The sequence below is a fragment of the Mesorhizobium sp. WSM4821 genome (assembly GCF_055901555.1).
The window spans coordinates 3,372,021-3,397,093 of record NZ_CM148371.1 but is presented as its reverse complement, the minus strand read 5'-3'; the positions used below and the strand labels follow the sequence as shown (position 1 = coordinate 3,397,093).

At 63.3% G+C, this 25,073-nt stretch carries 30 protein-coding genes; 20 read left to right on the top strand and 10 right to left on the bottom strand.

Annotation, left to right across the window (positions count from 1 at the left end):
* The first annotated feature begins 1 nt into the window (after nucleotide 1).
* Both AC0NID_RS16335 and AC0NID_RS16330 read left to right on the top strand, forming a co-directional pair.
* On the top strand, nucleotides 2-1,357 hold the full coding sequence (locus AC0NID_RS16335) for a sigma-54-dependent transcriptional regulator (RefSeq protein WP_473453706.1): 1,356 nt from the start codon (nucleotides 2-4) through the stop codon (nucleotides 1,355-1,357).
* 102 nt (nucleotides 1,358-1,459) lie between these two features.
* Nucleotides 1,460-2,185 carry a 3-keto-5-aminohexanoate cleavage protein gene (locus AC0NID_RS16330; protein WP_473453708.1) on the top strand — a complete coding sequence of 242 codons (726 nt, stop codon included), beginning with the start codon at nucleotides 1,460-1,462 and terminating at the stop codon, nucleotides 2,183-2,185.
* Nucleotides 2,186-2,222: 37 nt separating this feature from the next.
* Here the strand turns inward: AC0NID_RS16330 and AC0NID_RS16325 are convergent, their stop codons facing one another.
* The gene (locus AC0NID_RS16325) at nucleotides 2,223-3,059 is read right to left on the bottom strand and encodes an NAD(P)H-dependent oxidoreductase (protein WP_473453710.1); all 837 of its coding nucleotides are present in this window, start codon (nucleotides 3,057-3,059) and stop codon (nucleotides 2,223-2,225) included.
* 91 nt (nucleotides 3,060-3,150) lie between these two features.
* Here AC0NID_RS16325 and AC0NID_RS16320 point away from each other — a divergent pair, with 91 nt between their 5' ends.
* Nucleotides 3,151-4,074 (top strand): LysR family transcriptional regulator, encoded by a 924-nt coding sequence (locus AC0NID_RS16320; RefSeq protein ID WP_473453712.1) that lies wholly within the window; start codon nucleotides 3,151-3,153, stop codon nucleotides 4,072-4,074.
* Nucleotides 4,075-4,125: 51 nt separating this feature from the next.
* Here AC0NID_RS16320 and AC0NID_RS16315 read toward each other — a convergent pair whose 3' ends face one another.
* Nucleotides 4,126-5,127, bottom strand: coding sequence for an NADP-dependent oxidoreductase (locus AC0NID_RS16315; RefSeq protein WP_473453714.1), 1,002 nt, complete (start codon nucleotides 5,125-5,127; stop codon nucleotides 4,126-4,128).
* A gap of 116 nt (nucleotides 5,128-5,243) precedes the next feature.
* On the opposite strand from AC0NID_RS16315, the gene AC0NID_RS16310 reads away from it, so the two are divergent.
* The 4 genes from AC0NID_RS16310 to AC0NID_RS16295 are packed head-to-tail and all read left to right on the top strand — an operon-like array spanning nucleotide 5,244 to nucleotide 6,707.
* Nucleotides 5,244-5,846, top strand: coding sequence for a TetR/AcrR family transcriptional regulator (locus tag AC0NID_RS16310; RefSeq protein WP_473453716.1), 603 nt, complete (start codon nucleotides 5,244-5,246; stop codon nucleotides 5,844-5,846).
* Nucleotides 5,843-5,989, top strand: coding sequence for a hypothetical protein (locus AC0NID_RS16305; protein WP_473453718.1), 147 nt, complete (start codon nucleotides 5,843-5,845; stop codon nucleotides 5,987-5,989). The genes AC0NID_RS16310 and AC0NID_RS16305 overlap by 4 nt, the downstream gene beginning before the upstream one ends.
* Complete coding sequence (locus AC0NID_RS16300; RefSeq protein WP_473522264.1) at nucleotides 5,929-6,291, top strand: alpha/beta fold hydrolase; 363 nt, start codon at nucleotides 5,929-5,931, stop codon at nucleotides 6,289-6,291. Before AC0NID_RS16305 ends, AC0NID_RS16300 begins: the two co-directional genes overlap by 61 nt.
* Nucleotides 6,288-6,707 (top strand): alpha/beta fold hydrolase, encoded by a 420-nt coding sequence (locus AC0NID_RS16295; RefSeq protein ID WP_473453720.1) that lies wholly within the window; start codon nucleotides 6,288-6,290, stop codon nucleotides 6,705-6,707. Before AC0NID_RS16300 ends, AC0NID_RS16295 begins: the two co-directional genes overlap by 4 nt.
* Nucleotides 6,708-6,876: 169 nt before the next feature.
* Here AC0NID_RS16295 and AC0NID_RS16290 read toward each other — a convergent pair whose 3' ends face one another.
* The 6 genes from AC0NID_RS16290 to AC0NID_RS16265 all read right to left on the bottom strand — a co-directional run bounded on the left by AC0NID_RS16290 (nucleotide 6,877) and on the right by AC0NID_RS16265 (nucleotide 13,317).
* Nucleotides 6,877-7,278: a GFA family protein gene (locus tag AC0NID_RS16290; protein WP_473453722.1), complete on the bottom strand. Its 402-nt coding sequence runs from the start codon at nucleotides 7,276-7,278 to the stop codon at nucleotides 6,877-6,879.
* Between the two features lie 24 nt (nucleotides 7,279-7,302).
* A complete protein-coding gene (locus AC0NID_RS16285; RefSeq protein WP_473453724.1) occupies nucleotides 7,303-8,361 on the bottom strand; it encodes a Gfo/Idh/MocA family protein in 1,059 nt (352 codons plus the stop codon).
* A 75-nt stretch (nucleotides 8,362-8,436) separates the two neighbouring features.
* The gene (locus AC0NID_RS16280; RefSeq protein ID WP_473453726.1) at nucleotides 8,437-9,222 is read right to left on the bottom strand and encodes a ThuA domain-containing protein; all 786 of its coding nucleotides are present in this window, start codon (nucleotides 9,220-9,222) and stop codon (nucleotides 8,437-8,439) included.
* Between the two features lie 186 nt (nucleotides 9,223-9,408).
* Nucleotides 9,409-10,875, bottom strand: a complete 1,467-nt coding sequence (locus AC0NID_RS16275; protein WP_473453728.1) for a DUF2778 domain-containing protein — start codon at nucleotides 10,873-10,875, stop codon at nucleotides 9,409-9,411.
* 371 nt (nucleotides 10,876-11,246) lie between these two features.
* On the bottom strand, nucleotides 11,247-12,686 hold the full coding sequence (locus tag AC0NID_RS16270) for an FAD-binding oxidoreductase (protein WP_473453730.1): 1,440 nt from the start codon (nucleotides 12,684-12,686) through the stop codon (nucleotides 11,247-11,249).
* A 334-nt stretch (nucleotides 12,687-13,020) separates the two neighbouring features.
* Nucleotides 13,021-13,317, bottom strand: a complete 297-nt coding sequence (locus AC0NID_RS16265; RefSeq protein ID WP_473453732.1) for a hypothetical protein — start codon at nucleotides 13,315-13,317, stop codon at nucleotides 13,021-13,023.
* Nucleotides 13,318-13,586: 269 nt separating this feature from the next.
* Between AC0NID_RS16265 and AC0NID_RS16260 the strand changes: the two genes are divergently transcribed.
* The 4 genes from AC0NID_RS16260 to AC0NID_RS16245 all read left to right on the top strand — a co-directional run bounded on the left by AC0NID_RS16260 (nucleotide 13,587) and on the right by AC0NID_RS16245 (nucleotide 15,151).
* Nucleotides 13,587-13,850: a hypothetical protein gene (locus AC0NID_RS16260; RefSeq protein ID WP_473453734.1), complete on the top strand. Its 264-nt coding sequence runs from the start codon at nucleotides 13,587-13,589 to the stop codon at nucleotides 13,848-13,850.
* 350 nt (nucleotides 13,851-14,200) lie between these two features.
* Nucleotides 14,201-14,503, top strand: a complete 303-nt coding sequence (locus AC0NID_RS16255) for a hypothetical protein (RefSeq protein ID WP_473453736.1) — start codon at nucleotides 14,201-14,203, stop codon at nucleotides 14,501-14,503.
* A 109-nt stretch (nucleotides 14,504-14,612) separates the two neighbouring features.
* Nucleotides 14,613-14,756, top strand: coding sequence for a hypothetical protein (locus AC0NID_RS16250; RefSeq protein WP_473453738.1), 144 nt, complete (start codon nucleotides 14,613-14,615; stop codon nucleotides 14,754-14,756).
* Nucleotides 14,756-15,151 carry a hypothetical protein gene (locus tag AC0NID_RS16245; protein WP_473522260.1) on the top strand — a complete coding sequence of 132 codons (396 nt, stop codon included), beginning with the start codon at nucleotides 14,756-14,758 and terminating at the stop codon, nucleotides 15,149-15,151. The genes AC0NID_RS16250 and AC0NID_RS16245 overlap by 1 nt, the downstream gene beginning before the upstream one ends.
* An 84-nt stretch (nucleotides 15,152-15,235) precedes the next feature.
* Here the strand turns inward: AC0NID_RS16245 and AC0NID_RS16240 are convergent, their stop codons facing one another.
* The gene (locus tag AC0NID_RS16240; RefSeq protein WP_473522259.1) at nucleotides 15,236-15,376 is read right to left on the bottom strand and encodes a hypothetical protein; all 141 of its coding nucleotides are present in this window, start codon (nucleotides 15,374-15,376) and stop codon (nucleotides 15,236-15,238) included.
* A gap of 19 nt (nucleotides 15,377-15,395) precedes the next feature.
* Between AC0NID_RS16240 and AC0NID_RS16235 the strand changes: the two genes are divergently transcribed.
* From AC0NID_RS16235 to AC0NID_RS16220, 4 genes are all read left to right on the top strand, one after another.
* Nucleotides 15,396-15,836: a DUF411 domain-containing protein gene (locus tag AC0NID_RS16235; RefSeq protein ID WP_473453741.1), complete on the top strand. Its 441-nt coding sequence runs from the start codon at nucleotides 15,396-15,398 to the stop codon at nucleotides 15,834-15,836.
* 110 nt (nucleotides 15,837-15,946) lie between these two features.
* Complete coding sequence (gene cueR, locus AC0NID_RS16230; RefSeq protein WP_473453742.1) at nucleotides 15,947-16,345, top strand: Cu(I)-responsive transcriptional regulator; 399 nt, start codon at nucleotides 15,947-15,949, stop codon at nucleotides 16,343-16,345.
* Complete coding sequence (locus AC0NID_RS16225; protein ID WP_473453743.1) at nucleotides 16,342-16,896, top strand: cytochrome c; 555 nt, start codon at nucleotides 16,342-16,344, stop codon at nucleotides 16,894-16,896. The genes cueR and AC0NID_RS16225 overlap by 4 nt, the downstream gene beginning before the upstream one ends.
* Nucleotides 16,897-17,014: 118 nt before the next feature.
* Entirely contained in the window at nucleotides 17,015-17,692 is a 678-nt protein-coding gene (locus AC0NID_RS16220; protein WP_473453744.1) for a phytochelatin synthase family protein, read from the top strand.
* A 106-nt stretch (nucleotides 17,693-17,798) separates the two neighbouring features.
* On the opposite strand, the gene AC0NID_RS16215 is transcribed toward AC0NID_RS16220, so the two are convergent.
* Complete coding sequence (locus AC0NID_RS16215) at nucleotides 17,799-18,218, bottom strand: hypothetical protein (protein WP_473453745.1); 420 nt, start codon at nucleotides 18,216-18,218, stop codon at nucleotides 17,799-17,801.
* On the opposite strand from AC0NID_RS16215, the gene AC0NID_RS16210 reads away from it, so the two are divergent.
* The 5 genes from AC0NID_RS16210 to AC0NID_RS16190 are packed head-to-tail and all read left to right on the top strand — an operon-like array spanning nucleotide 18,219 to nucleotide 25,061.
* A complete protein-coding gene (locus AC0NID_RS16210; RefSeq protein ID WP_473454037.1) occupies nucleotides 18,219-18,815 on the top strand; it encodes a helix-turn-helix transcriptional regulator in 597 nt (198 codons plus the stop codon).
* 51 nt (nucleotides 18,816-18,866) lie between these two features.
* On the top strand, nucleotides 18,867-21,053 hold the full coding sequence (locus AC0NID_RS16205) for a TonB-dependent siderophore receptor (RefSeq protein WP_473453746.1): 2,187 nt from the start codon (nucleotides 18,867-18,869) through the stop codon (nucleotides 21,051-21,053).
* Between the two features lie 22 nt (nucleotides 21,054-21,075).
* Nucleotides 21,076-21,975: an iron-siderophore ABC transporter substrate-binding protein gene (locus AC0NID_RS16200; protein WP_473453747.1), complete on the top strand. Its 900-nt coding sequence runs from the start codon at nucleotides 21,076-21,078 to the stop codon at nucleotides 21,973-21,975.
* The gene (fhuB, locus tag AC0NID_RS16195; RefSeq protein WP_473453748.1) at nucleotides 21,968-23,968 is read left to right on the top strand and encodes a Fe(3+)-hydroxamate ABC transporter permease FhuB; all 2,001 of its coding nucleotides are present in this window, start codon (nucleotides 21,968-21,970) and stop codon (nucleotides 23,966-23,968) included. The genes AC0NID_RS16200 and fhuB overlap by 8 nt, the downstream gene beginning before the upstream one ends.
* Nucleotides 23,961-25,061, top strand: coding sequence for a DUF2218 domain-containing protein (locus AC0NID_RS16190; RefSeq protein ID WP_473453749.1), 1,101 nt, complete (start codon nucleotides 23,961-23,963; stop codon nucleotides 25,059-25,061). The genes fhuB and AC0NID_RS16190 overlap by 8 nt, the downstream gene beginning before the upstream one ends.
* The last annotated feature ends 12 nt before the right edge of the window (nucleotides 25,062-25,073 follow it).

Sequence of the window (25,073 nt, the reverse complement as noted above, 5' to 3'; positions counted from 1 at the left end):
CATGACCAACGACGACGCAGCGCCGGTCATCCTGATCGATGACGACGGCGATCTCCTGAAGGCGACCGCCCAGACGCTGGAGCTTGCCGGGTTTTCGGTCTCGGCCTTTTCGGTGGCGGCCGAGGCGCTGGCCAGGCTCGACGCCGGTTTTGCCGGGGTGGTGGTATCCGATATCAGGATGCCTGAGATCGATGGCCTGCAGCTTTTCGACCGCGTCCTGCGCCTGGACGCGGACATTCCCGTCATCCTCGTCACCGGCCATGGCGACATCGCGGTTGCCGTCAAGGCGATCAAGGACGGAGCCTACGACTTCATCACCAAACCGTTCGCCGCCGACCGGCTGGTGCAGAGTGTGCGACGGGCGGCGGAAAAGCGCCGCCTGGTGATGGAGAACCGCGCCTTGCGCGAGGCGGCCGGCGAGGCGCAGGACGGCCTGCCGCTAATCGGCCAGACGCCGGCGATGGAAAGGCTGCGCCGCACGCTGCGCCAGATCGCAGACACCGATGTCGACGTCCTGGTGACCGGCGAAACCGGTTCCGGCAAGGAGGTGGTTGCGAGCCTCTTGCATCGCTGGAGCCGCCGCGCCAGGGGCAATTTCGTCGCGCTGAATTGCGGCACGCTGCCGGAGACGGTCATCGAAAGCGAATTGTTCGGCCATGAGGCGGGCGCCTTCACCGGCGCGCAGAAGAAGCGCATCGGCCGCATCGAGCACGCCAGCGGCGGCACGCTGTTCCTCGACGAGATCGAAAGCATGCCGCCATCGACACAGGTGCAGATGCTGCGTGTGCTAGAGATGCGCGAGGTCACCCCGCTCGGCACCAACGAAATGCGGCCCGTCGACCTGCGCGTGGTTGCGGCCGCCAAGGTCGACCTTGGCGATCCACGCCAGCGCGGCGCTTTCCGCGAGGATCTCTATTACCGGCTCAACGTTGTGACGATCTCCATTCCACCGCTGCGCGAGCGCCGCGACGACGTCGCCCTGCTGTTCTTCTATTTCGCCGAGCGCGCCGCTGCCCGCTTCCGGCGCCCGATGCCGACTGTCCCGGCCTCGGTGCACCGCCATCTCAGGGAGCATGACTGGCCGGGCAATGTGCGCGAACTGGCTCATTTCGCCGAGCGTTTTGTCCTTGGACTGGAGGAAGGCGCTGAGGGGCAATCCCCTGCCCCAGCTGAGCCGGATGCCGCCATGAAGCTGCCGGAGCGGCTGGAGCGCTACGAGGCCGAGATCATCCGCAAGACGCTTGGCCGCCATGACGGCGACGTCAGGCGCACGATCGAAGCGCTGGGCATCCCGCGCAAGACCTTCTACGACAAGCTCCAGCGCCACGGCATCGTGCGCAGCGAGTTTTCCAGGTAGTGGGATTAATGTCCCTCCTCCGCAGCAACTCTCCTGACACCAACCCGATTCCGATCTCCGCCATCCTGCGCTACACTTGGTCTTCAACCGGACCACTGTTTCATGATCGTTCAAGCCTGCATCAATGGCGCGCGCAGCGCCGACTTCCACCCGCAGCTGCCGCTGGATCCCGAAGCCATGGCGCGCGACGGCGCGGCCTGCGTGGCCGCCGGTGCGGCCGAGCTGCATGTCCATGCGCGCGGGCTCGATGGCCGTGAAAGCTTGGCGCCGGCGGCCATGGACCGGACCATGCTGGCGTTGCGCCGCGCCTGCCCGGGAACGCTGATCGGCGTCTCGACCGGCGCCTGGATCGAGAACGTCGACGAGCGCACGCTGGGGGCGATCGAGGGTTGGGGCGAACTGCCCGACTACGCCTCGGTCAATCTGAGCGAGAAAGCCGCGCCCGAGGTCATGCAGAGGCTGCGCCAGCGCGGCATCGGCATCGAAGCCGGGCTCGCCTCCGTTGCCGACGCCGAGCGCCTGGTGAGCCTCGACCATGCCAGCCAAGTGCTGCGCATCCTGATCGAGATCTCGGAACAGGAGCTCAGCACAGCGTGGGAAGTCAGCGACGGTATCGCGGCGGCGCTCGTCCGCGCCGGAATGCGCCGCGCTATCCTGCTGCACGGCGAAAACGCGACTGTCTGGCCGTTCGTGCATAGGGCGGCGGAACGCAACTGGTCGACGCGTGTCGGGCTGGAGGACGGCAAGGAGCTTCCGGACGGAACGATTGCATCCGGCAATGCCGCACTGACGGCCGCGGCCGTGGCAGTCTTCCGGGCCGGCCGCTAATTCATCCCGTAGGCCGGGCTCCTTACCTCGCTCTGCGTCAGGCCACGTCCCGCAGGGTCGAACGCGACGTCACCGGCTTGGCGGTTGCGCCGGCGCGATCCTCGTGAAGCGCGAAACCCATGGCGCCCGGATCGCCCAGTTCGGGGCGGAGTTGCATGCTCGGAATGTGGTAGTCCCCGCCATTCTGCTGCCGGTAGGGTATGGGCCGGATTGTCTCGAGCGTCCCCATTCTTTCGCGCAGCCGCTCGGCAACAGGCTCGAAATCGGCCTCGCCGAAGCGGTCCACTCTGTAAACCACGAACGGCGGAAGCACGTCGTAGCCCGGATAATAAAGGATCCCGTGATTGATCGGGAACAGCAGGTCGTCGATCGGGCCGTTGACGCCGCGGGCGGAATAATGCTCTTCCCAGCCGCCGGTGGTCACGATCAGCATCGCGCGCTTGCCGGCGAGCGTCCCTTCGCCGAAGCGGTCACCCCATCGCTTGTCGCTGTGCTCGCCGACGCCATAGGCGAAGCCGTAGGCATACACCCGGTCGACCCAGCCCTTGAGGATCGCCGGCATGGCGTACCACCAGAGTGGAAACTGAAGGATCAGCGTGTCGGCCCATAGCAGCTTGTCGATCTCCGCTTTGACGTCATCGGTCAGTGTGTTGCTCGCGAAAGCCTTTTTGGAGGCTCCAGCCGGCAGGAAGCGCGCTTCGGGCGGCCAGGACGGAAAGTCGGCACGGTCCACCTCGGATTTCCAGCCGTCGGCGTAGAGGTCCGACACCCGCACCTCGTGGCCCTGGGCCTCGAGTTCCCTGATGGCGACGTCACGCAGCGCGCCGTTGAGCGACCGCGATTCGGGATGAGCAAAGACAAGCAGAACTTTCATGGGTCAGCTCCGAATAAGGATGGGACCTTGAAGGTAGCCAGCCCCAGGCTGATCCGCTACATGTAGACAATGCATAAGATTATGCCGAATAATGGATAGATCGGACGTGACACTCGAGCGCATGCGCACCTTCGTTCGCGTCGCCGAGCGCGGCAGCCTGTCGGCGGTGGCGCGCGAACTCGGAGTTGGGCAATCGACGGTCACACGGCATCTGCGGGATCTCGAGGACGCCGTCGGCGTGCCCTTGCTCAGCCGGACAACCCGGCGTGTCACGATGACCGATGAAGGCAGCCGTTATTATGCCGACTGCATTCAGATCCTGCGCCTCGTCGAGCAGGCGGGCGACGAGGCGCGGTGCACGCGCGGCGCGGCGGCCGGCACGATCCGGATATCCTGCACGGCGGCGCTCGGAGTCTTGCACGCCAGCCGGCTGATCTTCGCCTTTCAGGACCGCTATCCCGACATAGGGATCGATCTCAGTCTCACCGACGAGCGCATCGACCTTGTGCGGGAGGGCGTCGACGTCGCGCTTCGCCTCGGTCCGCTCACCGACAGCTCGATGAAGCTGCGGTCGCTCGGCAAGTCGCGGCGTCTGCTGGTGGCGGCGCCGGCCTATCTGGCGGCGCGGGGCAGACCGGCTGTCCCGCAGGATCTGCCCGGCCATGAAGGCATCCGGATGTCGAACATCGCGGGAAGCGACACGCTCGCCCTGCAGGGGCCGGGCGGCGAACGCCATGCGGTGGCTTTTGGCGGCCGATTTCGGGTCGACCATGGGCTTGCCGCGCGCGAAGCCCTTGTCGCCGGGCGCGGGATCGCACCTGCCCATCACTGGCTTGTCGACGATCTCCTCGCAGCCGGCCGGCTGGAAGTGATCCTGCCAAATTACGCCCCGCCTCCCGTACCGCTGAGCATGCTGATCGTCCCGGAGCGCGCGGGCATTGCGCGGGTCCGGCTGCTGGTCGACTTTCTCGCCGAGCGGATCGGCGACATTCCCGGGATCGAGGGGCCGCGTTAGCCCGGAGGCGTTCTTCGAGCATCCCAGACCGACCACAGCCGCATTGCAAAGCTATTTGACCTTGACGACAACCTTGCCCTTGGCGCGGCCCTGCTCAATGTAGGCCAAGGCCTCATTGGTCAGCTCAAGCGGAAAGACGCGATCTATGACCGGGCGCACAACGCCCGACTCGATGAGCGACGTGATCTTCGTCAACTGCTCCCCATTGGCCGCCATGAACAGGAACGAATATCGGACATCTGCACGTTTGGCCCGCCTCCTGATGCCGGCACTCAAAATGCGCATGACCAAGTTCAGCACCATGCCCAGACCCCTCTCCCTGGCAAACCTGGGATCGGGCGGACCGGAGATCGAAACGGCGACGCCACCTCGCTTCAACACACGCAAAGACTTTTCGAGCGTCTTGTTGTCCTGGCTGTTCAGGACGACATCGTAGCCCGAAAGGACTTTCTCGAAGTCATCCTTCTTGTAGTCGATGATGACATCGGCGCCCAGATTCCTGACCATATCCACGTTCGACGCGCTTGTTGTCGTGGCGACCGTCGCGCCAAGGTGCTTTGCCAACTGAATGGCGAATGTCCCCACTCCGCCTGAGCCGGCCTGAATGAAGACCTTCTGTCCTTTCTTCAGGTTCGCCCTTTCGACCAACGCCTGCCAAGCGGTCAGTCCGACCAGGGGAATGGACGCAGCCTCTTCCATGCTGAGGTTCTTCGGTTTCAGGGCCACGTTCGCATCATTAATGGCGATGTATTCAGCGAAAGTTCCGACCCGACCGTCGCTCGGTCGCGCGTAGACCTCGTCGCCCGTCTTGAACTGTCGGACTTTCGAGCCGACGCGAATGACCGTTCCGGCCACGTCATGGCCTGCAACGAAGGGCGGGCGGTAGGGCAGGATGAGCTTGAATTCTCCGTCCCTGATCTTGGAGTCCAGTAGATTGAGGCTGGCGGCATGGATCTGCACCAGCACGTCATTTTCCAGTACTTGCGGCTCCGGAACCTCTCCAAGCCGGAGGGGAGCGTTCTTTGCGTATCGATCGACGATAAAGGCCTTCATTGCAGCTTTTCAAATTGAGGAGACCCAGAGCGCCATCTCCGATACGTCGCCCTATTGCATTACGACCACTTAATTATAATATGATCGTAATGCAATAGATGATCGAAGGAGAAACCATGCGCTATGAGAAAGGCAGGAAGGACGCATCGCGGCAGCGGATCATGGATGTGGCGGCCGAACGGTTTCGCTCCGACGGCATCGCTGCATCTGGTCTCGCCGGCATCATGGGCGAGGCGGGACTGACCAACGGAGCTTTCTATCCCCACTTTCCGTCCAAGGCGGCGCTTGTGCGCGAGAGCGTGGCGGCCGCCCTGGAAATTCAGGCGGACCAAATTCAGGAGCTGTTGGCTGCCGGTGGCCCGTCGATGGCCATCGACGCGTATCTGTCGGCGGAACACCGCGACAATCCAGGCAAAGGTTGTGCTTCAGCCGCGCTGTTGCCTGAAATTGCTCGTGAGCCGGCCGAGACGCGCCAGGTCTACGCCGAACACCTGCTAAAGCTCGTACGCCAGGTGGCGGCCGAACTTACGCCCGATGTCCGCGACCCCGAGGCTGTCGCGTTCGGCGTCTTTGCGACCCTGATCGGCACGCTTGAGCTGTCCCGCGCTGTGAAGGGTACCAAACTATCCGATCACGTTCTCGAAGCTGGGGCGGTGGCGGCGAAGGCGCAGCTCCAGCCCCGCCAGAACGACAAGCCCGCAGAAAGGAAACCATCATGAACGTGCATCAGCTATCGCGACCTGCCGCGATCCTCAAACACAGGGACGTGCCGACGAAAACGGTCGACGTCGGCGGTACGAAATTCGCCTACCGGGAGCTCGGGCCCACAGCCGGGGTACCGGTGATCTTTCTACCCATCTGAGTGCGGTTCTCGATAATTGGGATCCCCGGGTCGTCGATGGCATTGCCGCAAAACGGCGCGTTATTACATTCGACAACCGTGGTGTTGGTGCATCGGGCGGCTTCACTCCCAACACGGTGGAGGCGATGGCCCGCGACGCGATCGCCTTCATCCAGGCTCTCGGTTTCGAGCAGGTCGATCTGCTTGGCCTGTCTCTTGGCGGCTTCATCGCCCAGGCGATTGTTCAGCTGGAGCCTGGTCTGGTTCGCAAGATCATCCTCGCGGGAACCGGTCCAGCCGGGGGTACCGGCATCGACAGGTGACGTTCGTCACCATCTTCGACATAATCCGTGCCGCGCTGACCACCAAGGACCCAAAGAACTACCTCTTCTTCACCCAGAGCCCCAACGGCAAAAAGGCGGCGCGCGAATTTCTGCAGCGATTGAGGGAACGGACCGATGATCGCGACAAGCCCATGACGCTCGGCGCCTTCAACCAGCAGCTCAAGGCGGTCCGTGCCTTTGGCCAGGAGCGCCCTGCCGACCCATCGCGTATCCGGCACCCGGTCCTCGTGGTGAACGGCGATCACGACAGAATGGTGCCAACCAGCAATTCCGTCGACATGGCACGGCGCTTTCCCAATGCCGAGCTGGGCCTGTACGAGGACGGCGGGCATACGGCCATTTTCCAGTATCACGACGCCTTCGTAAAAAAGGCCTTGGACTTCCTCGAGGCTTAGCGGCGGCGCGGCCCACTTGGTCCGATCCATCGGGTGACGATTAGCTGTCGTCTGCAAATGCAAGGATGATGTCTGCAATAGGGTCATGGGTGTGGTTCGGCCGAGGGCGAGCCGACTCAGAGTAGTTGGATATTGACTCTAAAACGTCAGCCTGCGGTGGCCGGCGTCTTCAGCCGAGCGTCGTCAGAGGCTCGGCACAGACCTCGACCCACTGACAGCGCCGGCTCTCGTGATAGAATGACTGGAAGGGCTGCGGGAATGAAGGATCGGCGAAGGCGCCCACCGGGATGGCAACCAGACCGGGCTGCGTGTCGATCCGGTAATGGACTGTGGTGCCGCATTCCGGGCAGAAACTGTAGGTGACGCGGCCGCCCTCGTCGCCAATGCGCGTGAACTCCGCCGAACGCCCCTCGATCGATACTTTGTCCTCGGGAAACCGCGCGTTGAAGCTGAACGCGCTGCCCGTGCGCCGCTTGCAGGCCAGGCAATGGCAGACGGAGACGCGTACCGGCTCGCCCGAACACGTGGCTGAAAGCTGACCGCAGGAACATTCGGCGCGGCGCGTGACCATGGCTGGCTCCTTCAGCGAACGATTTCACTGTGTATCCGCGTGGGCCCTCAGTTCCGCCCTCTTCTCGTCGGAAACGACGGCGAGGTCGAGCACCTTCTGCAGTTCGGCGGCATGGTGGAATGACGGTTCGGACTGCACGCCGCTGCGCACGGCATCGACAAAGCGCTGGTAGTTGGTTGGCACTGTCCCGGCATCGAGGGCCTGCCATTTGGCGTTTTCGATGTTCTCGCCCATGCACGCTTTCAGCTCCGAGCCATTCAGATTGTGCACGACTTCGATGCCGCCCTTGTCGCCATAGATGCGCAGCCGCAATTCGTTGAGGTGGCCGGTCGCCCAGCGGCTGGCATGAACGACGCCGAAGGCGCCGTTGCTGAAATCCAGCGCCATGGTGAAACTGTCATTGGCATCGAGCTCGTACTCGCCGATCCGGTTGCCGGGCGCCTTGTCGAAGGATCTGAGGCGGCAGAACACATGGTCGATGTCGAGCGCCGCGCCATAGCTGGCGAAATCGAGGATGTGGATTCCGACATCGCCCAACACGCCATTGGAGCCGTGGCCACGCGACAGGCGCCAGAGCCATTTCGGGTCGGTGCGCCAGTCGCCCCAGAATTTGGAGACCAGCCAGCTCTGCAGATAGGACGCCTCGACATGCCGGATCTGGCCGATCTCGCCGGCAAGCACCATGGCGCGCGCCTTCTGCAGCGCCGCCACATTGCGGTAGGTCAGGTTGACCATGTTGATGATGCCGGCCCGCTCGGCGGCATCAGCCATCTCGCTGGCCCTCTGGTAATTTTCGGCCAGCGGTTTTTCGCACAGCACCGGCTTGCCCGCTGCGATCAGCATCATGGTGGTCGGATGGTGGATGCGATCCGGCGTCACGTTCGCGACCGCGTCGAATTTGTCCCATGCGAGCGCGTCTTGCAGCGACGTGAACCGGTTGGGAATACCGTAGCTGTCCGAAAACCTGTCGACACGCGCGCGGTCGACATCGACGGCGCCGATCAGCTCGACGCCCTCGATCTTGCTGAACTGCCTGGCGTGCTCCTCCGCCATCCAGCCGGTGCCGAGTATCAGGAGACGCATGATTTTTATCCTTAGGATGTGGCTTTATCTTCTTGTTTGACCGCGGATTTTCCGAACCAAGGTTCGGGATCATGGTCAGCGATAGCCGGCTTCGCCCTCGGCATGAAGTTTTCCGCCGCGCTCGACGATCGGCTCGAGCGCCTTCTCCACCGGCACATTCGGCGCGTCGAGGATGGCTGGATTTGACCCGAGCGGGTTGTGCGCCCATTTCACCGCATTGCGCAGCACCTTCTGCACGTTGCTGTCGTGATAGGTCGGATAGGTTTCGTGGCCAGGCCTGAAATAGAAGACGTTGCCCGCACCCCGGCGATAAGTCAGCCCCGACCGGAACACTTCGCCGCCCTGGAACCAGGAGATGAAAACCGTTTCCAGCGGCTCCGGCACGGCGAACTGCTCGCCATACATCTCCTCGTTTTCGAGCTCGAAATACTCGCCGATCCCGGCGGCGATCGGATGGTTGGGGCTCGTCACCCAAAGCCGCTCGCGCTCGCCCGCCTCACGCCATTTCAGCGTGCAGGGCGTGCCCATCAGCGTCTTGAATATCTTCGAGAAATGACCGGAGTGAAGGACGATCAGCCCCATGCCTTCCCAAACGCGGCGCGCCACGTGCTCGACGACTTCGTCGGCGACGGCGCCGTGGTCCTTGTGTCCCCACCACAGCAGCACATCGGTTTGCGCCAGACGATCGGCCGGCAGGCCATGCTCCGGCTGCTCCAGCGTCGCCCACGACACGGAAATTTCGGGGTCGAGCTTCAGCGCGTTGGCGATGGTCGCGTGCATGCCCTCGGGGTAGATCCCCGCGACCACTTTATTGGTCCGCTCATGGATATTCTCGCCCCAAACGACAGCGCGTATAGTCATGACATCCTCTCGATTGGTTGAAGCCGCCGCCCTGGCACCGGTCAGTCATAGTGTCGTCGGACAGGATTGAAAACGCTTTCCGAGGCGGGCTGCTGACAATTCTGCTGGAAAACGTGACAGCAGCCAAAGGATGCAGCGGCGCCTACGCGCCGCGTCCGTCCGACGCGATCTGCATCAGCGGCCTGGTTAGCCGCGCACGACGAGACGCTTGATCTTGCCCTTCTTGAAGGCGGCGAGGAAGCGGGCATAGTCCTTGAAGACGACGCAGCCATTCGACTCCGCGCGGCCGCCGCGCAGCAGATAGGTGTGGGCGAGAAAGCCGTCGCGGCCATATTTGTTCTTGCCGTCGATGGGAGTGAGGCGCAGCGCCTCCACCCCATGGAAGCGCGATTCGCGCAGCCTCAGATCGTAGGTGTGGGGCGGCGTCGGGCCACCATTCTTCCGGTTGGCGTAGCGCGGCTGGTCTACCATTGAGCCCAGTCCCGAATGCGCCTCGAGCCGCGAGCCGTCCGGCATATAGACGGTTTTTGCCGAGATGTCGTAGACGGCGACGCCGCTGCCCATGCCGGGCTTGGTGAACAGGTTGCGGAAGGCCCCGCCGCCCGCCGGGCTATCGGGTTTGGCATAGGCCAGCATGTCCGCGGCCTTGGCCTTGGACCGCTTGGCCGGTTTGCCTTGCATGCCCAGGCTGCCCTGGTTGGCTTGCATACTTGGCATGGCCGCCGGTGACGAACTCCTCGGTGACAAGGCTGGCGCCCGGGGCGGGTCGACCCGCGGAGCGTCGGCGGTCTGCACCTTGTTGGCTTTGGATGGCTGAGACTGGGACTTGGCGGGCTTCGACGCCTGAACTTTGGGCGCTTTGGCCTTGGGTGCCTCGACCTCGGGCGCCTCGTCTGACTGAGCGGTGTCCGCCTGCGGGCGGAAGGTCGGCAAGGGAACGCTGTCGGGCATCTCGTCCTGCGGCGGCAGCGAGGCCATCTGCACCTCGCCCTCTTGCGGTACAGCAGGGTCGGCTGTAGCCACCTCCGGCAGCACGTCGATCATCTCTTCCGGCGACACGTTCGCAAGCGCCAGCGCCAGACGGGAGGATCGTTCGATCTCCGCGACCTCCGGCCCGAAGCGCACCGAGGCCGGGCCGTTCTGGTCGGGCAGGCGCACCGGCTCCGCAAAGCGCGCGGCCGCCGGCGGGCTGGCAAGCGTAAGGGGCGTCGCGGTGGCATGGGCAAAGGCAGCAGCAAGTTCTTCGGGCGACAGCGCGGCTTTCGCCACCACGTCGTCGAAGCGGGCGTCATGCGAGGTGAAAGGCGCAATAATGTTCGGCTGCGCTAACGGCTTGAGGCGCGCCGTCTTATCTTCATGCACGGAGCGCCGGTTTACCGGGGATGGCGCCTGTGAACTGGCCCATGAATCGGCAGAGGTGCGCCGGGGATCGGCGAGCGCGACGGTGCGCGGCGCGAGCAGGTTTTGCGGAAGACTGTTGGACGCGGCAGTGAGCGAGGTCCCTACCGAATAAAGGCCGGCCATGGTCGCCACCGACCACAAAGCGACCGCAACGCCAACAACGGGAACCGCGGCCCAGCGCAGGCCGGGCCTCATCGATGTCAATCCAGGTTGAGGATCGTCACCCCGGTTTTTCAAACGCACAAACGCCATACAACCAACCTCAATCGGCCTTGCGGCATGCGGGGCTCGCAGCCATCACGATCACAGTCGCCTAGTGCCCCCTGCACGCTTCGCGTCTGTTGCCGATTGATTCAAAAGATGGACAAACTTGGTTAACCAATCCCTCTACCGATCGCCGATTGGCGAAGGCCAATACGAAAACAGTTCCCCATAACTATCAAAGTCGCGGAAATTGCCTTCAGTGCTGAACTTTGCTGCCCGTTTTTGCCAGCCGAGTCAAGAAAAGTCGAAAAGTCTGACGATGCTGGAAGGCTCCGGTCGGTCGGCAAGGGTCGGGCGAGAAGCAACGCCTGACCGGCCCGCGTCCTCCGTCTGAGGCGCGGGCCTTGTCATTGCAGGCCTTATGCGGCGCGCAGGTTTTCCGCTGGCCGCAGGTTCTGGTTCATGCGGAACAGGTTCAGCGGGTCGTAACGCTGCTTGATTTCCAAAAGCCGCAGATAGTTGCCCCCATAGGCGGCCTCGACCCGGTCGACCTCGTCGTCGGGCATGAAGTTCACATAGGCCGTACCGGCGGCATAGGGCTTGGCCGCCTCGTAAATACCTCGCGCCCAGTCGATGCAGGCGCGGTCCATTTCCGGTTCACGCCAGCGGGCGTGAACATTCATGACGTAATGCGCGCTGCGCTGCGGAAACGCCGTCGCATCGGCGGCCACGCGGCCCGCGGCACCGCCGACATGGCCGAAGAATACTTCGCATTCGGGGCCGGGAAGCCTGGATATCGCCGCGGTGACGACCTCGATCGCGCTGTCGGAAAGCGCTGTGAAGTCATGGCTTTTCCAGTAGTTGCGGGCGCCGGGCGCAAGCAATGGATCGAATGCCTGCTGCCAGCCGGTGAACGGGTTGGGACCGACGACGTCGGCGATCGGCGTTCCGATGGTTCGAAGCCTTTGCGTCGCCTTTTCTCCCTCCTGGAGATCGCCGCAATAGCACATGGCCAGAACCAGCACCTCCTTGCCGTGCCATTCGGCCGGCAGGAATGGCAGCGGCGGTGCCTGCCGCATGACCACCCAGCAGGTCAGCTCGTCGGAGGCCACCTCGAGCGCTGCCCGATATTCCCGCAACACGTTTTCGGCGTCGGCGAAAGGATGAACGACAAGCCCCGACAGCACTTGCGGGCCGACATGGTGGAGTTTGAACTCGAAAGCCGTGACGATGCCGAAATTGCCGCCGCCGCCGCGCAGTGCCCAGAACAGGTCCGGATTTTCCGTCTGGCTGGCGCGCAGCAGCTTTCCGTCGGCGGTAACCACATCCATGCAAAGAAGATTGTCGATGGTCAGGCCGAACTTCCGCGTGATCCAGCCGAAGCCGCCGCCCAGCGTCAGGCCCGATATACCTGTGGTCGAGTTGATGCCGATCGGCACCGCCAGTTCGAAGGCCTGGGTTTCCGCGTCCACATCGGCAAGCGTCGCGCCAGGTTCAACCCATGCCCGCCGCGTCGCCGGATCGACCCGCACCGACTTCATCGGCGACAGGTCGATCATCAGGCCCCCGTCGCAGACGGCACTGCCGGCGATGTTGTGGCCGCCGCCGCGAACCGCGACGAGAATCCTGTTTTCCCTGGCAAAATTGACGGCAGCGATAACGTCGGCAGCGCCGGCGCAGCGCACGATCAACCCGGGCCGTCGGTCGATCATGGCGTTCCAGATGCTGCGTGCGTCGTCATAGCCGGCGTCGCCGTCCGTCAGCATGGTACCGCGCAATTGTGCCGAAAGCGCCTCCAGGGCCGCGGCATCGACCGTCATCTTGCCGCGTTCAAGCGTGGTGAGGCTCATGCTGTTCATGGCTTTCCTCCCGATTGCTTTCTTGAGCCGTTGTTCCTCCACCTGTTTCGAAGTGTGCTCTTATATTAGATATCGCGCAAGTTCATCGTCGCTGCCGGATTGCGGCACGCGTCGGCGGCCGGTTGGCTGCGTGGTTCGCGAGAAATGCAGCAGGATAGCGTCGGCGGCTTGCTCGCCGGCCTGCCGTGGCCGTCACCGGCACGGATATCGCGCTCATGTCAAGGGCGCACGGACCCGACCCTCAAGCCGCGCTGACGGACTCACCCCATCGCTTCTGTGTTGACGAGAATGGCGAGCTACAGGCCGGCAATTCCGGCCCGTAGCGATTTGCCGATCAACAACCTTCGGTGGTCTTCTTCATCTGACCGGGAGCTGCAGTCTGGGCGTCCGTGTCCTGCTGACCAGGAGCGGCCTCTTGCGCGGTGCCGGTCTGCTGGCCAGGTGCGCAATCCTTGGCCGAGTTCGGATTGGTGCCGCTGGTGGTGGTCGAGTCAGTTTCCTGATCGGCGGTGGAGTTGGTCCCCTGATCGGTGGTGCTGGGCATGGTCGTCGAGGTTCCGCTCGTCGTCTGGGCCAGTGAAAGCCCAGCCGATGCCGCCAGCATGACCGACGCCAAAAGGATGCGTTTCATCGTTTTCTCCTCTTGCGAATGCGCGGGAATGCGCTGGCAACCCAACAGCAAAGACGGAAGGAGTGTTCCCCGATCACGTTCAACTTTTGTAATCCCCGTCTAACGGTTGGTTCTCCCGGGACTAAAGGCCCGGGTAAAAAGTCCCACCGGCGAGCCAAACCGAGATGGTTGCTGGATCAACGTAGAATGATCTCGCAGGTTTGATCGAGGAACTACGCGGCGGTTCGAAGAGTTAGACATACGACGCACCGATGCATAGGAGAGCTCCAATGGCACCACGCGGAAAACCTGACGATCCGCCCGAAGGCCCGACTATCGAACAGCAGGATTGGGACGCGATCAAAGGCAGCAAGATTCTACCGGACAGCGTGCCGGGAAACGGCGACATTCGCTACGACCTCGATAAGGAGGCCGAACTGCCCGAGGAAGACGACGACAATCCGTACCAGAACAGCGACGAGGCGCTGCCGGACGACGATGAGGAGCGTGCTATCGCGCGTAACCCCTCAAAGCAGGATATCGACGAGCCATGACCGGCAGCCTTCGATAGTGCGGCCACCTGGCTCGTTCGGATGCCCGGATTCCGTGAAAATTCCTGCAGCGACAGAAAAAGGACCCGCGGGGAGGAAGCGCGGGGCCTTTGTCCGAATGCCGTGCGAACGGCCTTCATAGTCGCCGGACTAGAACGACTGTGCTTCCAACTGCGGCCGGCGGATGTTGTTCCCGCGAAACCGAAAAAAGACCGTGCCCGCCTGCGGTTCTCGCCAGCATTGCGGCTTGGATCCGCCATCGATCACGATTTTTGTTTTGCGGAACAACTCCGAAAAACGCTCGTTGGGGAGTTATCGCAATCGGCGATATAACTTTAATGGAGACCCCCTCTATGATGAAGAAAATTCTCTCCGCAACGGTACTCAGCATCGCTCTTGCCGCTTCGGCGATGGCGCAGTCAAGCGGTACTGGCTCAGGCACCAGCGATCCGGCCGCGACCCCTGGAACAGGGACCAGCACCGGCACCATGGCGCCTGGTACCGATAGCCCAACTCCTGTCGATCCAAACGCAACGAATTCAACCACGGGCTCTGACGGCACGGGTGACCGGTGCAAGGACACGGCGGGTACCGACATGAATACCAACACCACCAGTGGCACTGCAACTTCGGACATGGAGGATTGTCCCAAGTGACGGAGCCGAAGCTCCTGAGAGCCGCTCGTTCGTATTTTCGGCGGGCGTGGTGATGCGAACGCTGCCAGGCCGAGGGCGCCATAGCGCCGGGCCTGCGGCGGGCTGCTCCATGATCAAGGACGCTGTTCCGGTGGGGCCGAAGCTCAAGCCGAAAGATCGCACGGACGTCATGAAGCCGAAGCTTCTCCCCGCCTTGATGTCGCGGCATTGGGACTTGCAAATGCCGCACTTTCAAGCCAGCCTGTGCCGATGATGGCACGCTGGTCGCCAAAGCAATTCCTTGTAGCGCTGCTCGCGGTCTTCCTGACCGCGGGGTTCAGCGTTGCCGGCGCACAGGCGAGTGTCATGTCGGCCGAGATGATGACGACGATCTCGGACGACGCCATGGCCATGCACCCCGACGCGGACATGACCATGTCCTCCGACATGGCCGGTGGCTGCAAGACATGCCCCGAGAGCACGGACGACGACGACAGCGCGATGCAATGTTCGACGACCTGTATCGCGCCGGTGCTCGCGGTGCTGCAAGACCTTGCCGTGACGACAGCGCCGCGGGTGGAGCAGCCGTCGGCACTAGCGACCCCGCTCCTTCACGGGCAAAGCTCCCGGCCCGACCCATCCCCTCCGAGACCCAGCGATTTGATCTGACGCCGTTTCAGCCGTCCTGCGGCTGATCGCCGGCGCTCGACCGCCCACTGCGTTCGCTGCGGCGTGGCGGGCGCGGGCAGCACTTCAATCGATGTCGAGCTTCTCGCCGTCGATCGAGATCGCAAAGGACATAAGGGGAATTCCGATTTCAGCCATTTGATTCACGCCGCAGGTTTCTCGTTGCGGCGATGGCCCCATCACCGTGTTCCGTAGAGCTTTTTTCATTCAACCAAGGAGAACTGCAATGAAACCGACCTACGCTTTCGCCGCTTTCGCCCTAGCAATCGCAACGCCGATGCCTGCACTCGCTGCGACGATCAACGCCGTCATGTACAAGAACCCGGAATGCAGCTGTTGCGAGGCTTACGCAGCCTATCTCGAACAGAATGGCTTCGAGGTCGACATCAAGGCGGTCGACAATCTATCCCAGATTAGCAGCGATGCCGGCGTGCCTGCCGACCTCGAAGGCTGTCACACGCTGATGGTCGACGGCTACGTCGTCGACGGCCATGTGCCGGTCGATATCGTCAGGAAGCTGCTGACCGAACAACCCGCCATAACAGGCATCACGCTGGCCGGCATGCCGACCGGGGCACCAGGCATGGGTGGAGAGAAGGACGAGACCTGGACGATCTACGCCTTCACCAAGGACGGCAAGGCGCCCACCGTCTATGCAACGGAGTAGAGGGCAAAGCGCTGTCCCGGACGGCCGCGGCGGGGCATCCAAATTGCCGCGCCGGGTTGACCTCCAGCAACAGGAAGGTTTACTTTCCGGCTGAGCAGGAGGTTTCCATCATGAACATCGGCGTCGCTTCCGAAAAATCCGGCCTGCCGTCCAAGACGATACGCTACTACGAGGACATCGGCCTTGTCCGCCCGGCCCGGACGGACAATGGCTATCGCGACTACTCGGTAGCCGACATCCACCGCTTGCGGTTTCTGCAGCGCTCGCGCAGCCTGGGATTTTCAGTCGACGAGTGCCGCCAGTTGCTGTCGCTTTACCACGACAGGAACCGCGAGAGCGCCGACGTCAAGGCCATTGCCGAAACCAAACTGGTGGAGATCGACAGGAAGATCGCCGAACTGGCCGGACTGCGCCATCTGCTGCATCATTTGGTCGAGCACTGCCATGGCGACGAGCGGCCGGACTGCCCGATCATCGACGAACTTGCGGGAGAAGGCATGGTCCAGTGAAGTGGGCCGCCGCAGCGATGCTCTCGCTTGCCTGCGTTTCTGTCGCGGTCGCCGTAACGCACGGCGGCCGCGATGCAACCGTCAAGGCGCGCCAGGCGTCGATGAAGGAGATGGCTGTGGCGGCCAAGACAATCGCCGGGATGTTCGACGGCAAGCAGGCCTATGACGCCGCTGCCTTCGAGGCGGCGGTCGAGACCATTCGCGCCCGTGCCGGCCCTGCCCTGATTGCGGAATTTCCCAGCGCGACATTGGGTGCGCCTTCGGGCGCCAAGTTGGAGATCGACCAGGCTCGTCCGGAATTCGAGGCGCTGGCCCGTCACATGGCGACGCTGGCCACCACGCTGGCCGCCAAGGCCGAGCGGGCGCCGCCCGGCATTACCGAAGACATGAGGATGGGTCCCGGCCTGGCGATGGGCGGCGGCAGCCTGCTTGGCAAGCGGCCGGCGGCGGCGGAAGCCGATCCCGCCAGACTTCCCGCCGAGCACCTCCTGCATCTTATCCTGCAGGATTGCTCGGATTGTCATTCGAAGTTCCGGCAGAAGGCCCCGTGAAGGCCGACCGATCCACGATATCTGTCGCACCGGATGGCTGACTGGCGGGGCGCGCTCTGATTGACGTTGCGGCGCCTTTTCTTCATTGTCCTGTTGCTGCCTGCCCCGAGGTCCAGCAATGAGGCGCAGTCTCGCTTTCGGTGTGATTGTCAGCAGTGTGATTGCCGTCGTCGGCCTCCTGGGCGGCGCCGCGCTTTTGATTGCTGGCCAATCCAGCGTTTCGCAAGATGCAATCCAGTCGTCGGTTACCCGCACCCCTGAATTGATTGACAGCGCCTGGAAGCTGCCTGTGGCAGCCACGTTCAATGCCGAGCTTACTTGGCAATCGAACGGGTCGCGCTGCGGTCCGGCAAGCATTGCGAACGCATTCCGCTCAATCGGAGAGGAGGAGACAACCGAAGCCGAAGTCCTCGATGGAACCGGGAAGTGTTGGACAGGCTTTTGCATCGTAGGGCTTACGCTGGACGAAGTGGCCGAGGTCGCTCGAGCAAATACCAAGCGGAAAATCTCGGTGCTTCGCAATCTCAGCGCCGACGCGTTTCACGAGCACATGAAGCGCGCCAATGACCCCGGTCGCCGTTACATCGTCAACTTTACCCGTGAGAAGATTTTCGGAGCCGGCGTCGGCCATTTTTCCCCGATCGGAGGATATTTGGAGGCCGAGGACATGGTCTTCGTCCTCGATGTAAACGAAGACTACAAGCCCTGGCTGATCGAGCGTGAGCGCCTGTTCTCAGCCATCGACACAATCGACAGCGATGGCGACAAAAAGCGCGGCTTGCTGCTGATCGAGTAATGCTCGCAAGCTGTTTGCGAGAGCGGCGACGAGCGCGTTGCGCTCGGCTCGGGCACTGCATCCTGTTGATTCCACGAAAACTTGATAATTTATATCATGAAATATATCAAGGCGAATGGATCATGCCATCACAGGGAAACGGGAAGTGGCCTTCGCCCCACGCATGGAAAGTCGCATTCAGGGTTTTTCCGTCATTGGCGGCCTGAAATGGCACGCCTGGGACGGTGTTGTCGCCGACCTCTGGGATGTTGCGTGTGGGGAGAAAGCGGAAGGATATTATGTTTCTCCCGATCCCCGGCTCTTCGTCGCACTGGATGTGGACGGCGAGGGCGCCTTTTTCGTCGAAGGAGCGCGGGGGGAATTGCGCCGTCACGACCGGGCATTTTCCATGGCCTATATACCGGCTGGAGTGCCGGTCAGGGGCAGGGTCGAGGGCCTGCGCCGCATCAGACATCTCGATCTGCATTTTGACGAGGCAGCGCTGACGCGCCGCTTCGGCGGCAGCCTGGACCGCGACGCCTTGCACGTGTCGCGGTTCCAGTTTCGGGACGACCGGATCGCCACGCTTGCCGGCCTGATCGCGGCCGAATGCGACAGCGGCCAGCCAATGCACGATCTCTATGGCGAAGGCCTGCTGAACGCATTGTTCGCCGGACTTTTCGAAATCGGCCAACCGGGCGGGCAGCGGCGCCGCACGCCGCTGTCTCGTCGGAAGCTGCGCCTGGTCACCGACTACATCGACGCGCATTGCCTGGGCAAGATTCGTCTCGCCGACTTGGCCGCGCTGACCGGCCTGTCGGAAACCGCCACAAGCCACGCGTTCAAGGCGGCTACCGGTATACCGCCGCACCGCTGGCAGATGCAGGCACGGGTCCGGAAAATCCAGACCATGATGGTGCATGAACCCGTCTCGCTCGGCGATATCGCCGAAGCGACCGGCTTTTTCGATCAGGCTCATCTGACGCGAGTGTTCAAGTCCATCGTCGGATTGACGCCCGGCGCATGGATGAAGAGCGCGGGCAATGGCGCGACGCGCTTATTTCCGCAACATCAGGTCGCAATGTCCGCCTTTTGGGACAAAAACCGACAAACCGCGCAAATCCATCCAATGACCCACATATAAGCTGAGGTAAACAGTCAGGTATATGCGTTTCGAGAACCTGGGGTTTGCCTTATGAACAGAATCTGCCGGATGAAGCTGCTTTTGGCAGGCGCCGCCATTGCCATGGTCCCGCCCACCACCGCCTTCGCACAAGATGTGCAAAACAGCACCCAGCTCGAACCTGTGGTGGTCGAGGGCGAGGCCGGCGACAGCGCGACCGTACCGGTCGACGGCGTCGTCGCCAAGGAGACAAAGACCGGCTCCAAAACCGCCACCAAACTGACCGAAATCCCGCAATCCGTCTCGGTTATCGGCCGGCAGGAAATCGACGATCAGGGCGCCCAGAAGATCGACGAGTCGCTGCGATACACGGCTGGCGTCTTCACTCAGCCCTTCGGCCCCGACAGCGACACCAACTGGATGTTCATCCGCGGCTTCCAGGCGACCGCCACCGGCGTCTACATGGATGGACTGCAACTCTTCAGCTACGGCTACGGCGGCTTCTATGTCGATTCCTTCGGGCTCGAGCGCATCGAAGTGCTGAAGGGCCCGGCTTCGGTTCTCTATGGCGGCAGCAATCCGGGCGGCATCGTCAACTATGTCAGCAAGCGCCCCGACGGCAGGCAGCGTTATGTCGAGACCGGCGTCAACGACGCCGGCAACGTCTATCTCGGCTTCGACATTGGCGACGTGGCCAGCGACGGCGTCGTCAGCTATCGCGTCAACGGCCGCGTCGCCGGTGGCGATACCTATAGCGACCTCCAGGATGGCTGGCGCGGCTTCATCTCGCCAAGCATCACCTGGCAGCCCGACGAGCAGACCAGGCTGACCGTGCTGGCCAACTACAGCCACATCGACGAGAACCACAATGGCGGCAGTTTCCTGCCCTACGAAGGTACCGTCGTCGACAGGATTGTCGGCGGCGTGAACTACGGCCGCATCGACCGCGACGCCAATTTCACGGAACCGGATATCGATCTCTACAAGCGCGAACAGGGTTCGATCGGCTACGAGTTCGAGCACACGTTCGACAATGACTGGACCGTTCGTTCCAACGCCCGCTTCGCAGCCGCCGATGTTAAAGAGGTCCTGGTCTACCCGAACGGCTGGTCGTCCACCGGAGGGCCCACCGATCTGGCCCGCATTAATTTCGACCATGACACACAGGCGAAGACCTTCCTCCTGGACAATCAGATCGAGGGCAAGGTCGAGACCGGTCCGATCGAACATACGATCCTCGTCGGCGTGGACTTCAAATATTACAACATCGACCATGTGCAGTCGTCGGGCCTCTACGATCCCCTCAATGACAATCCCATCGATGCCTTCGACCCCATCTATGGCTCGACGTTGACGCCTCGCGTCAGCTATCTCAACCAGGACCTGACGCAAAAGCAGCTCGGCTTTTATGCGCAGGATCAGCTTCGCTTCGGAGATGGCTGGCTGGTGACGCTGAACGGCCGCTATGACCGCGCATGGCTCGAAGCCGACAACCGCCCGACCTACTACAGCCCGACCTCCAGCACCGAGAGCAGGACCGGCGGCGATTTCTCAGGCCGCGCTGGCCTCGCCTATGAGTTCGGCAACGGCATCACTCCCTATGCCAGCGTCGCCACCTTCTTCAACCCGATCATCGGAACCGACGCGAACGGCGACCTGTTCAAGCCGGAAGAGGGCGTGCAGTACGAGGTTGGCATCAAATATGAGCCAACTTTCATCAACGGCCTGTTCACCCTGTCGCTCTTCGATCTCACACGCCAGAACGTGGCCATGGCAAGCGATACCGATCCTAATGCCCAGATCCAGGCCGACGAGATTCGCTCGCGCGGCGTGGAGCTGGAAGGCAAGGTGAACGTCACCGAGGATCTCAGGCTGACCGCGGCGCTGACCGCCTACGATATCGACTTCACCAAGAACGACGACCCTGCCCTCATCGGCAAGACGCCTTACATCGTGCCTGAAATCATGGCCTCGGCGTCCTTCGACTACACCTTGCGTGGCAGCTGGTATGACGGCATCTCGGTTGGCGCCGGCCTGCGCTATATCGGCTCCTCATGGGCCGACAACGAGAACACGGCAAAGGTGCCGGCCGTTACGCTGGCCGACCTGAAGCTCGGCTACGAAAAGGAGAAATGGGGCGTCGACCTGAACATCACAAATCTCTTCGACAAGACCTATGTGGCAAGCTGCCAGACGCTCGCGACCTGCTCTTACGGGGAGGGCCGGTCGTTCAAGTTGAAGGCTCATATGACTTGGTAGTTTTGTGCCAAAGACGTCGGCGATGAACAATCTGCCCCGGGCGACGAACCATCCGCCCAACAGAAGGCAGGTGCTTGCGCTGGCGGCCACGGCCCTGCTGCCGCCGATCGCCGCCAGGGCAGCTTCGCTGCGCGTCGCCGCGATCGACTGGGGTATGCTGGAAACCTTGCTGGCGCTCGGCATCGAGCCGGTCGCGGCGACAGAACTGATCCAGTTCCGGAAGCTGGCGGTGGAGCCTGAGGTGCCTCGATCGGTGAGCGATCTCGGACTGCGCGGCACGCCCAATTACGAGCTGCTGCGCATCGTCGCGCCGGACCTTATCGCCATCTCCAGCTTCTACGAATACCAACGCCCGATGCTCGAGCGCATCGCGCCGGTCTTTGCGCAAACGGTCTACGAACCTGGCACGCCGCCATACCTGCTCGCCGAAGCGGCGGCGTTGGCGCTTGGCGAAAAGCTCGGGCGACAGGCCGAGGCGAAGCGCTACGTCGATGAGACAGCCGTCGAAACCACGCGGTTGCGCGCCATGCTGCAAGCGGCCGCCGGGCGGCCGGTCTTCGTCATCAGCCTTGGCGATTCACGCCATTTCCGCGCCTTTGGCCGGGATTCCATGTTTGGCGACGTACTGCTGCGTCTCGGCTTGGAGAACGCTTGGGCCGACGAGACGCGCTACAGTGCCGCCGCACCGGTCGGGCTGGAGGCGCTGGCGCGCGTACCCGACGCCTCGATCCTTGTCGTTTCGCCGCTTCCAGCCGATGTCGGCCGTTCGCTGCCCGAAAATGCGCTGTGGAACGCACTGCCGGCCGTCCGCGAGTGCCGTGTCGCGCTGCTGGAGCCGGTCAATCATTTCGGCTGCCTGCCCTCGGCACGCCGCTTCGCACGCCGGGTCACGGCGGCACTTGCCGGTCAGACCCATGGCTGACCGCGCCATGACTCAGCGCGCCACCACCGGCCATGCCATGTCACCCATCGCACTGTGGGGCCTCCTCGCGGCGATGGCAGCACTCCTGTTTGCATGGCGCGTCAGCACGCGGTCGCCGACCGCACCGACGAGCGACGGCGTCGATCTCGATCGCGTCATCCTGCTCTATAGCACGCTGCCGCGCGCGGCGGTGGCGGTGCTGGCCGGCGCGGTTCTCGGCCTTTCCGGCCTTTTGCTGCAGCGCGTGCTGCGCAACCCGCTGGCCGAACCGTCGACGCTCGGCATTTCGGCGGGCGCGCAATTGGCGATGACAGCCGCCTCCGTCTATGCGCCGTTTCTGATGGAACGGTCGCAAGGGCCGGTCGCCTTTGCCGGCGGCATTGCTGCCGTGCTGCTGGTGCTGTCGCTGACCTGGCGGCGTGGGCTAGAGCCCGTCTCCGTCGTGCTTGCCGGAATGATGGTGGCGCTGACCGCCAGCTCCATCAGCGCCGCCCTGATCCTCGCCAATGGCGACTATCTGTTCTCGCTGTTCATCTGGGGCGGCGGATCGCTGGTTCAGCAGGACTGGGGACCGGCCATCGCCCTGTCGACCAGGCTGGCGGTCGGCGCCGGCGCCGCCCTTTTGCTGCTCAGGCCGCTGACGATCCTTGGTCTTGACGACGCCTCTGCACGCAGTCTCGGCATCGCACGCCACACAAGCCGCTTTCTGGTCATCGCGCTTGCCGTGTGGATGGCGACCAGCGTGGTCGCCGAAGTCGGCGTCATCGGCTTCGTCGGCCTTGCGGCGCCCGCGCTCGCCACGCTTTCGGGCGCGCGAACGCTGCGGCAAAAGCTGCTCGCCGCGCCGCTGATCGGCGCCATCCTGCTGTGGCTGACGGACGGGCTGGTTCAACTGGCGGCTGGCACTGGTGGCGAACGCATTCCGACCGGCGCGGGTACCGCACTCCTGGGCGGCCCGGTTCTACTCTGGCTGCTGCCGAGGCTGCGCCTGCTCGAATGGCCGAACATGAGCACTTCAGGCACGTCCCCGCGCAAGTCTAGCCGGTTTGTCGTCCTGCTGTTGTTCCTGATGACGCTTCTCGCGGCGGTGGTTGCGCTTGTTGTCGGGCGCGGTCCGGCAGGCTGGTCGATCGCCGGCGGCGACATTCTGGCCGATCTTGTCGCCTGGCGCGCGCCGCACATCGGCGTGGCGGCAGCCGCCGGCGCCATGCTTGCGGCGGCGGGCGTGGTGATCCAGCGCATCACCGGCAACCCACTGGCAAGCCCCGAGGTGCTGGGCGTCGGCACCGGTGCAGGCGCCGGCCTGACCGCGGTGTTGGTGCTCAGCGCGACGGCGGGGCCCGGCTTGCAACTCGTCGGCTCCGTTTTCGGCTCGCTGGCGGTTCTGATCGCCGTGCTGATAATCGCCGCACGGGCGAAATTCGGCTCCGAGCGATTGCTGCTTGCCGGCATCGCCATGAGCGCGCTGTGCAGCGCCGTGATCACCGCGACAATCGCGATGGGGAATACGCAGTCCTATGTCCTGCTGCGCTGGCTCAGCGGCTCGACCAGCCAGGCGACCGGCTTCGATGCATGGCTCACCTTGGCGTGTCTGATACTGCTGACGTTGCCGCTGTTTCTCGCCGCCCGCTGGCTCGATATCCTGCAGCTCGGCGAGAATACCGCACGCGGGCTCGGCCTGCCGGTCGCGGGCGGTCGGCTGACGCTGATCGTTCTCGCCGCAATCCTGACCGCGCTGGCCGCGATGTTCGTCGGGCCGCTGAGCTTCGTCGGTCTCATCGCGCCGCACCTTGCGCGGCTGATCGGCTTCACCCGCGCCCGCCTTCACCTCGCCGGCGCGGTGCTGACCGGCGCGCTGCTGATGATCGTGTCGGACTGGCTGTCGCGCATGGTGGCCTTTCCATACGAATTGCCGGTCGGCCTGTTCGCCTCGCTGCTTGGCGGACCTTACCTCGTTCATCTGCTTGCAAAAGGAGTGCCGCGCCATGGTTGACATGCCGAGGAATCTCAAAGCATCCGCCGAGATCGCGCTTTCTTGTCCGCAAGACGTCATGGCGCGGCTGTGCGCGCATTTTGCCGATCATGGCGATGTCGCCGTCGACGGCGCCTGCAGCCGCATCGACACGGCTTTCGGTTCGGCCAGCATGCAAGCCTGTCAACGCTGCCTAAGGGTTTTCGCAGAGGGCAATGACGAGACATCCCTGGCTTACGTCAAGCTCTCCATCGCCGAACATCTTTTGCATTTCGCTTCGGCGGAGAACCCCGCAATCGTCTGGCAAGGCGATGGCGCGGCCGGCCAGCCCTTGCCTTATTTCCGCGAGATGCGCGTTGTGCGGAACGCCAGCGTGACGCCGCATATGCGGCGGCTGACGCTTGCCGGAAACGACCTTGGGCGCTTCGCGACGGGCGGGCTTCATATCCGCCTGCTGCTGCCAAGGGATGACGCCGTGCTTGCCTGGCCGGTCACCGGCGAGGATGGCCGCCCGGCATGGCCCGAAGCGGAACGGCGGCCGGACGTGCGCGTCTATACGATCCGCCGCATCGACGTCGAAAAGGGCGAGGTCGATATCGACTTCGTCTTGCATGACGGCGACGGCATGCCCGGCGCACGCTTCGCGGCCAACGCCCGGATCGGCGACATCGTCGGGATGACCGGGCCGGGCGGCGGCGACGTCCCCTCGTCCGGCTGGTGCCTGCTCGCCGGCGACGAGACCGCCCTGCCCGCAATCGGCCGCATAGTGGAGGCGCTGCCGGCAGGCGTGCACGCGGTCGTCCGCATCGAAGTCGCCGATGCCGACGAGGAGCAGAAGCTGGTTTCGCAGGCCACGCTGGACATAAAATGGCTGCACAGGAATGGCGTGGCGCCAAGCAAATCCGCTTTGCTCCAGAACGCGGTCCGGGACGTGCCTTGGCCCGAAGACGGGCGCAGCCTCTTCGCCTGGGTCGGCTGCGAGCACAGGAGCTTCCGCGCCATCCGGTCCTATCTCAGGCAGGACCGGAAGCTGGAGCGCGACACGCACCTCGTCGTCGCCTATTGGCGTTCCGGCTTCGAGGGCGATACAGCGCGGCAGAACGACCAAAGGTGAGTTGGCTGGCTC

Coding starts and splice junctions, on each gene's coding strand:
- AC0NID_RS16245 (WP_473522260.1), top strand. CDS start 14,756: ATGGCACGCTGGTCGCCAAAGCAATTCCTTGTAGCGCTGCTCGCGGTC.
- AC0NID_RS16255 (WP_473453736.1), top strand. CDS start 14,201: ATGATGAAGAAAATTCTCTCCGCAACGGTACTCAGCATCGCTCTTGCC.
- AC0NID_RS16190 (WP_473453749.1), top strand. CDS start 23,961: ATGGTTGACATGCCGAGGAATCTCAAAGCATCCGCCGAGATCGCGCTT.
- AC0NID_RS16335 (WP_473453706.1), top strand. CDS start 2: ATGACCAACGACGACGCAGCGCCGGTCATCCTGATCGATGACGACGGC.
- AC0NID_RS16280 (WP_473453726.1), bottom strand. CDS start 9,222: ATGACTATACGCGCTGTCGTTTGGGGCGAGAATATCCATGAGCGGACC.
- AC0NID_RS16240 (WP_473522259.1), bottom strand. CDS start 15,376: ATGAAAAAAGCTCTACGGAACACGGTGATGGGGCCATCGCCGCAACGA.
- AC0NID_RS16275 (WP_473453728.1), bottom strand. CDS start 10,875: ATGGCGTTTGTGCGTTTGAAAAACCGGGGTGACGATCCTCAACCTGGA.
- AC0NID_RS16310 (WP_473453716.1), top strand. CDS start 5,244: ATGCGCTATGAGAAAGGCAGGAAGGACGCATCGCGGCAGCGGATCATG.
- AC0NID_RS16260 (WP_473453734.1), top strand. CDS start 13,587: ATGGCACCACGCGGAAAACCTGACGATCCGCCCGAAGGCCCGACTATC.
- AC0NID_RS16290 (WP_473453722.1), bottom strand. CDS start 7,278: ATGGTCACGCGCCGCGCCGAATGTTCCTGCGGTCAGCTTTCAGCCACG.
- AC0NID_RS16250 (WP_473453738.1), top strand. CDS start 14,613: ATGATCAAGGACGCTGTTCCGGTGGGGCCGAAGCTCAAGCCGAAAGAT.
- AC0NID_RS16285 (WP_473453724.1), bottom strand. CDS start 8,361: ATGCGTCTCCTGATACTCGGCACCGGCTGGATGGCGGAGGAGCACGCC.
- AC0NID_RS16265 (WP_473453732.1), bottom strand. CDS start 13,317: ATGAAACGCATCCTTTTGGCGTCGGTCATGCTGGCGGCATCGGCTGGG.
- AC0NID_RS16235 (WP_473453741.1), top strand. CDS start 15,396: ATGAAACCGACCTACGCTTTCGCCGCTTTCGCCCTAGCAATCGCAACG.
- AC0NID_RS16325 (WP_473453710.1), bottom strand. CDS start 3,059: ATGAAAGTTCTGCTTGTCTTTGCTCATCCCGAATCGCGGTCGCTCAAC.
- AC0NID_RS16270 (WP_473453730.1), bottom strand. CDS start 12,686: ATGAACAGCATGAGCCTCACCACGCTTGAACGCGGCAAGATGACGGTC.
- AC0NID_RS16305 (WP_473453718.1), top strand. CDS start 5,843: ATGAACGTGCATCAGCTATCGCGACCTGCCGCGATCCTCAAACACAGG.
- AC0NID_RS16205 (WP_473453746.1), top strand. CDS start 18,867: ATGAACAGAATCTGCCGGATGAAGCTGCTTTTGGCAGGCGCCGCCATT.
- AC0NID_RS16220 (WP_473453744.1), top strand. CDS start 17,015: ATGAGGCGCAGTCTCGCTTTCGGTGTGATTGTCAGCAGTGTGATTGCC.
- AC0NID_RS16315 (WP_473453714.1), bottom strand. CDS start 5,127: ATGAAGGCCTTTATCGTCGATCGATACGCAAAGAACGCTCCCCTCCGG.
- AC0NID_RS16200 (WP_473453747.1), top strand. CDS start 21,076: ATGAACAATCTGCCCCGGGCGACGAACCATCCGCCCAACAGAAGGCAG.
- AC0NID_RS16330 (WP_473453708.1), top strand. CDS start 1,460: ATGATCGTTCAAGCCTGCATCAATGGCGCGCGCAGCGCCGACTTCCAC.
- cueR (WP_473453742.1), top strand. CDS start 15,947: ATGAACATCGGCGTCGCTTCCGAAAAATCCGGCCTGCCGTCCAAGACG.
- AC0NID_RS16320 (WP_473453712.1), top strand. CDS start 3,151: ATGGATAGATCGGACGTGACACTCGAGCGCATGCGCACCTTCGTTCGC.
- fhuB (WP_473453748.1), top strand. CDS start 21,968: ATGGCTGACCGCGCCATGACTCAGCGCGCCACCACCGGCCATGCCATG.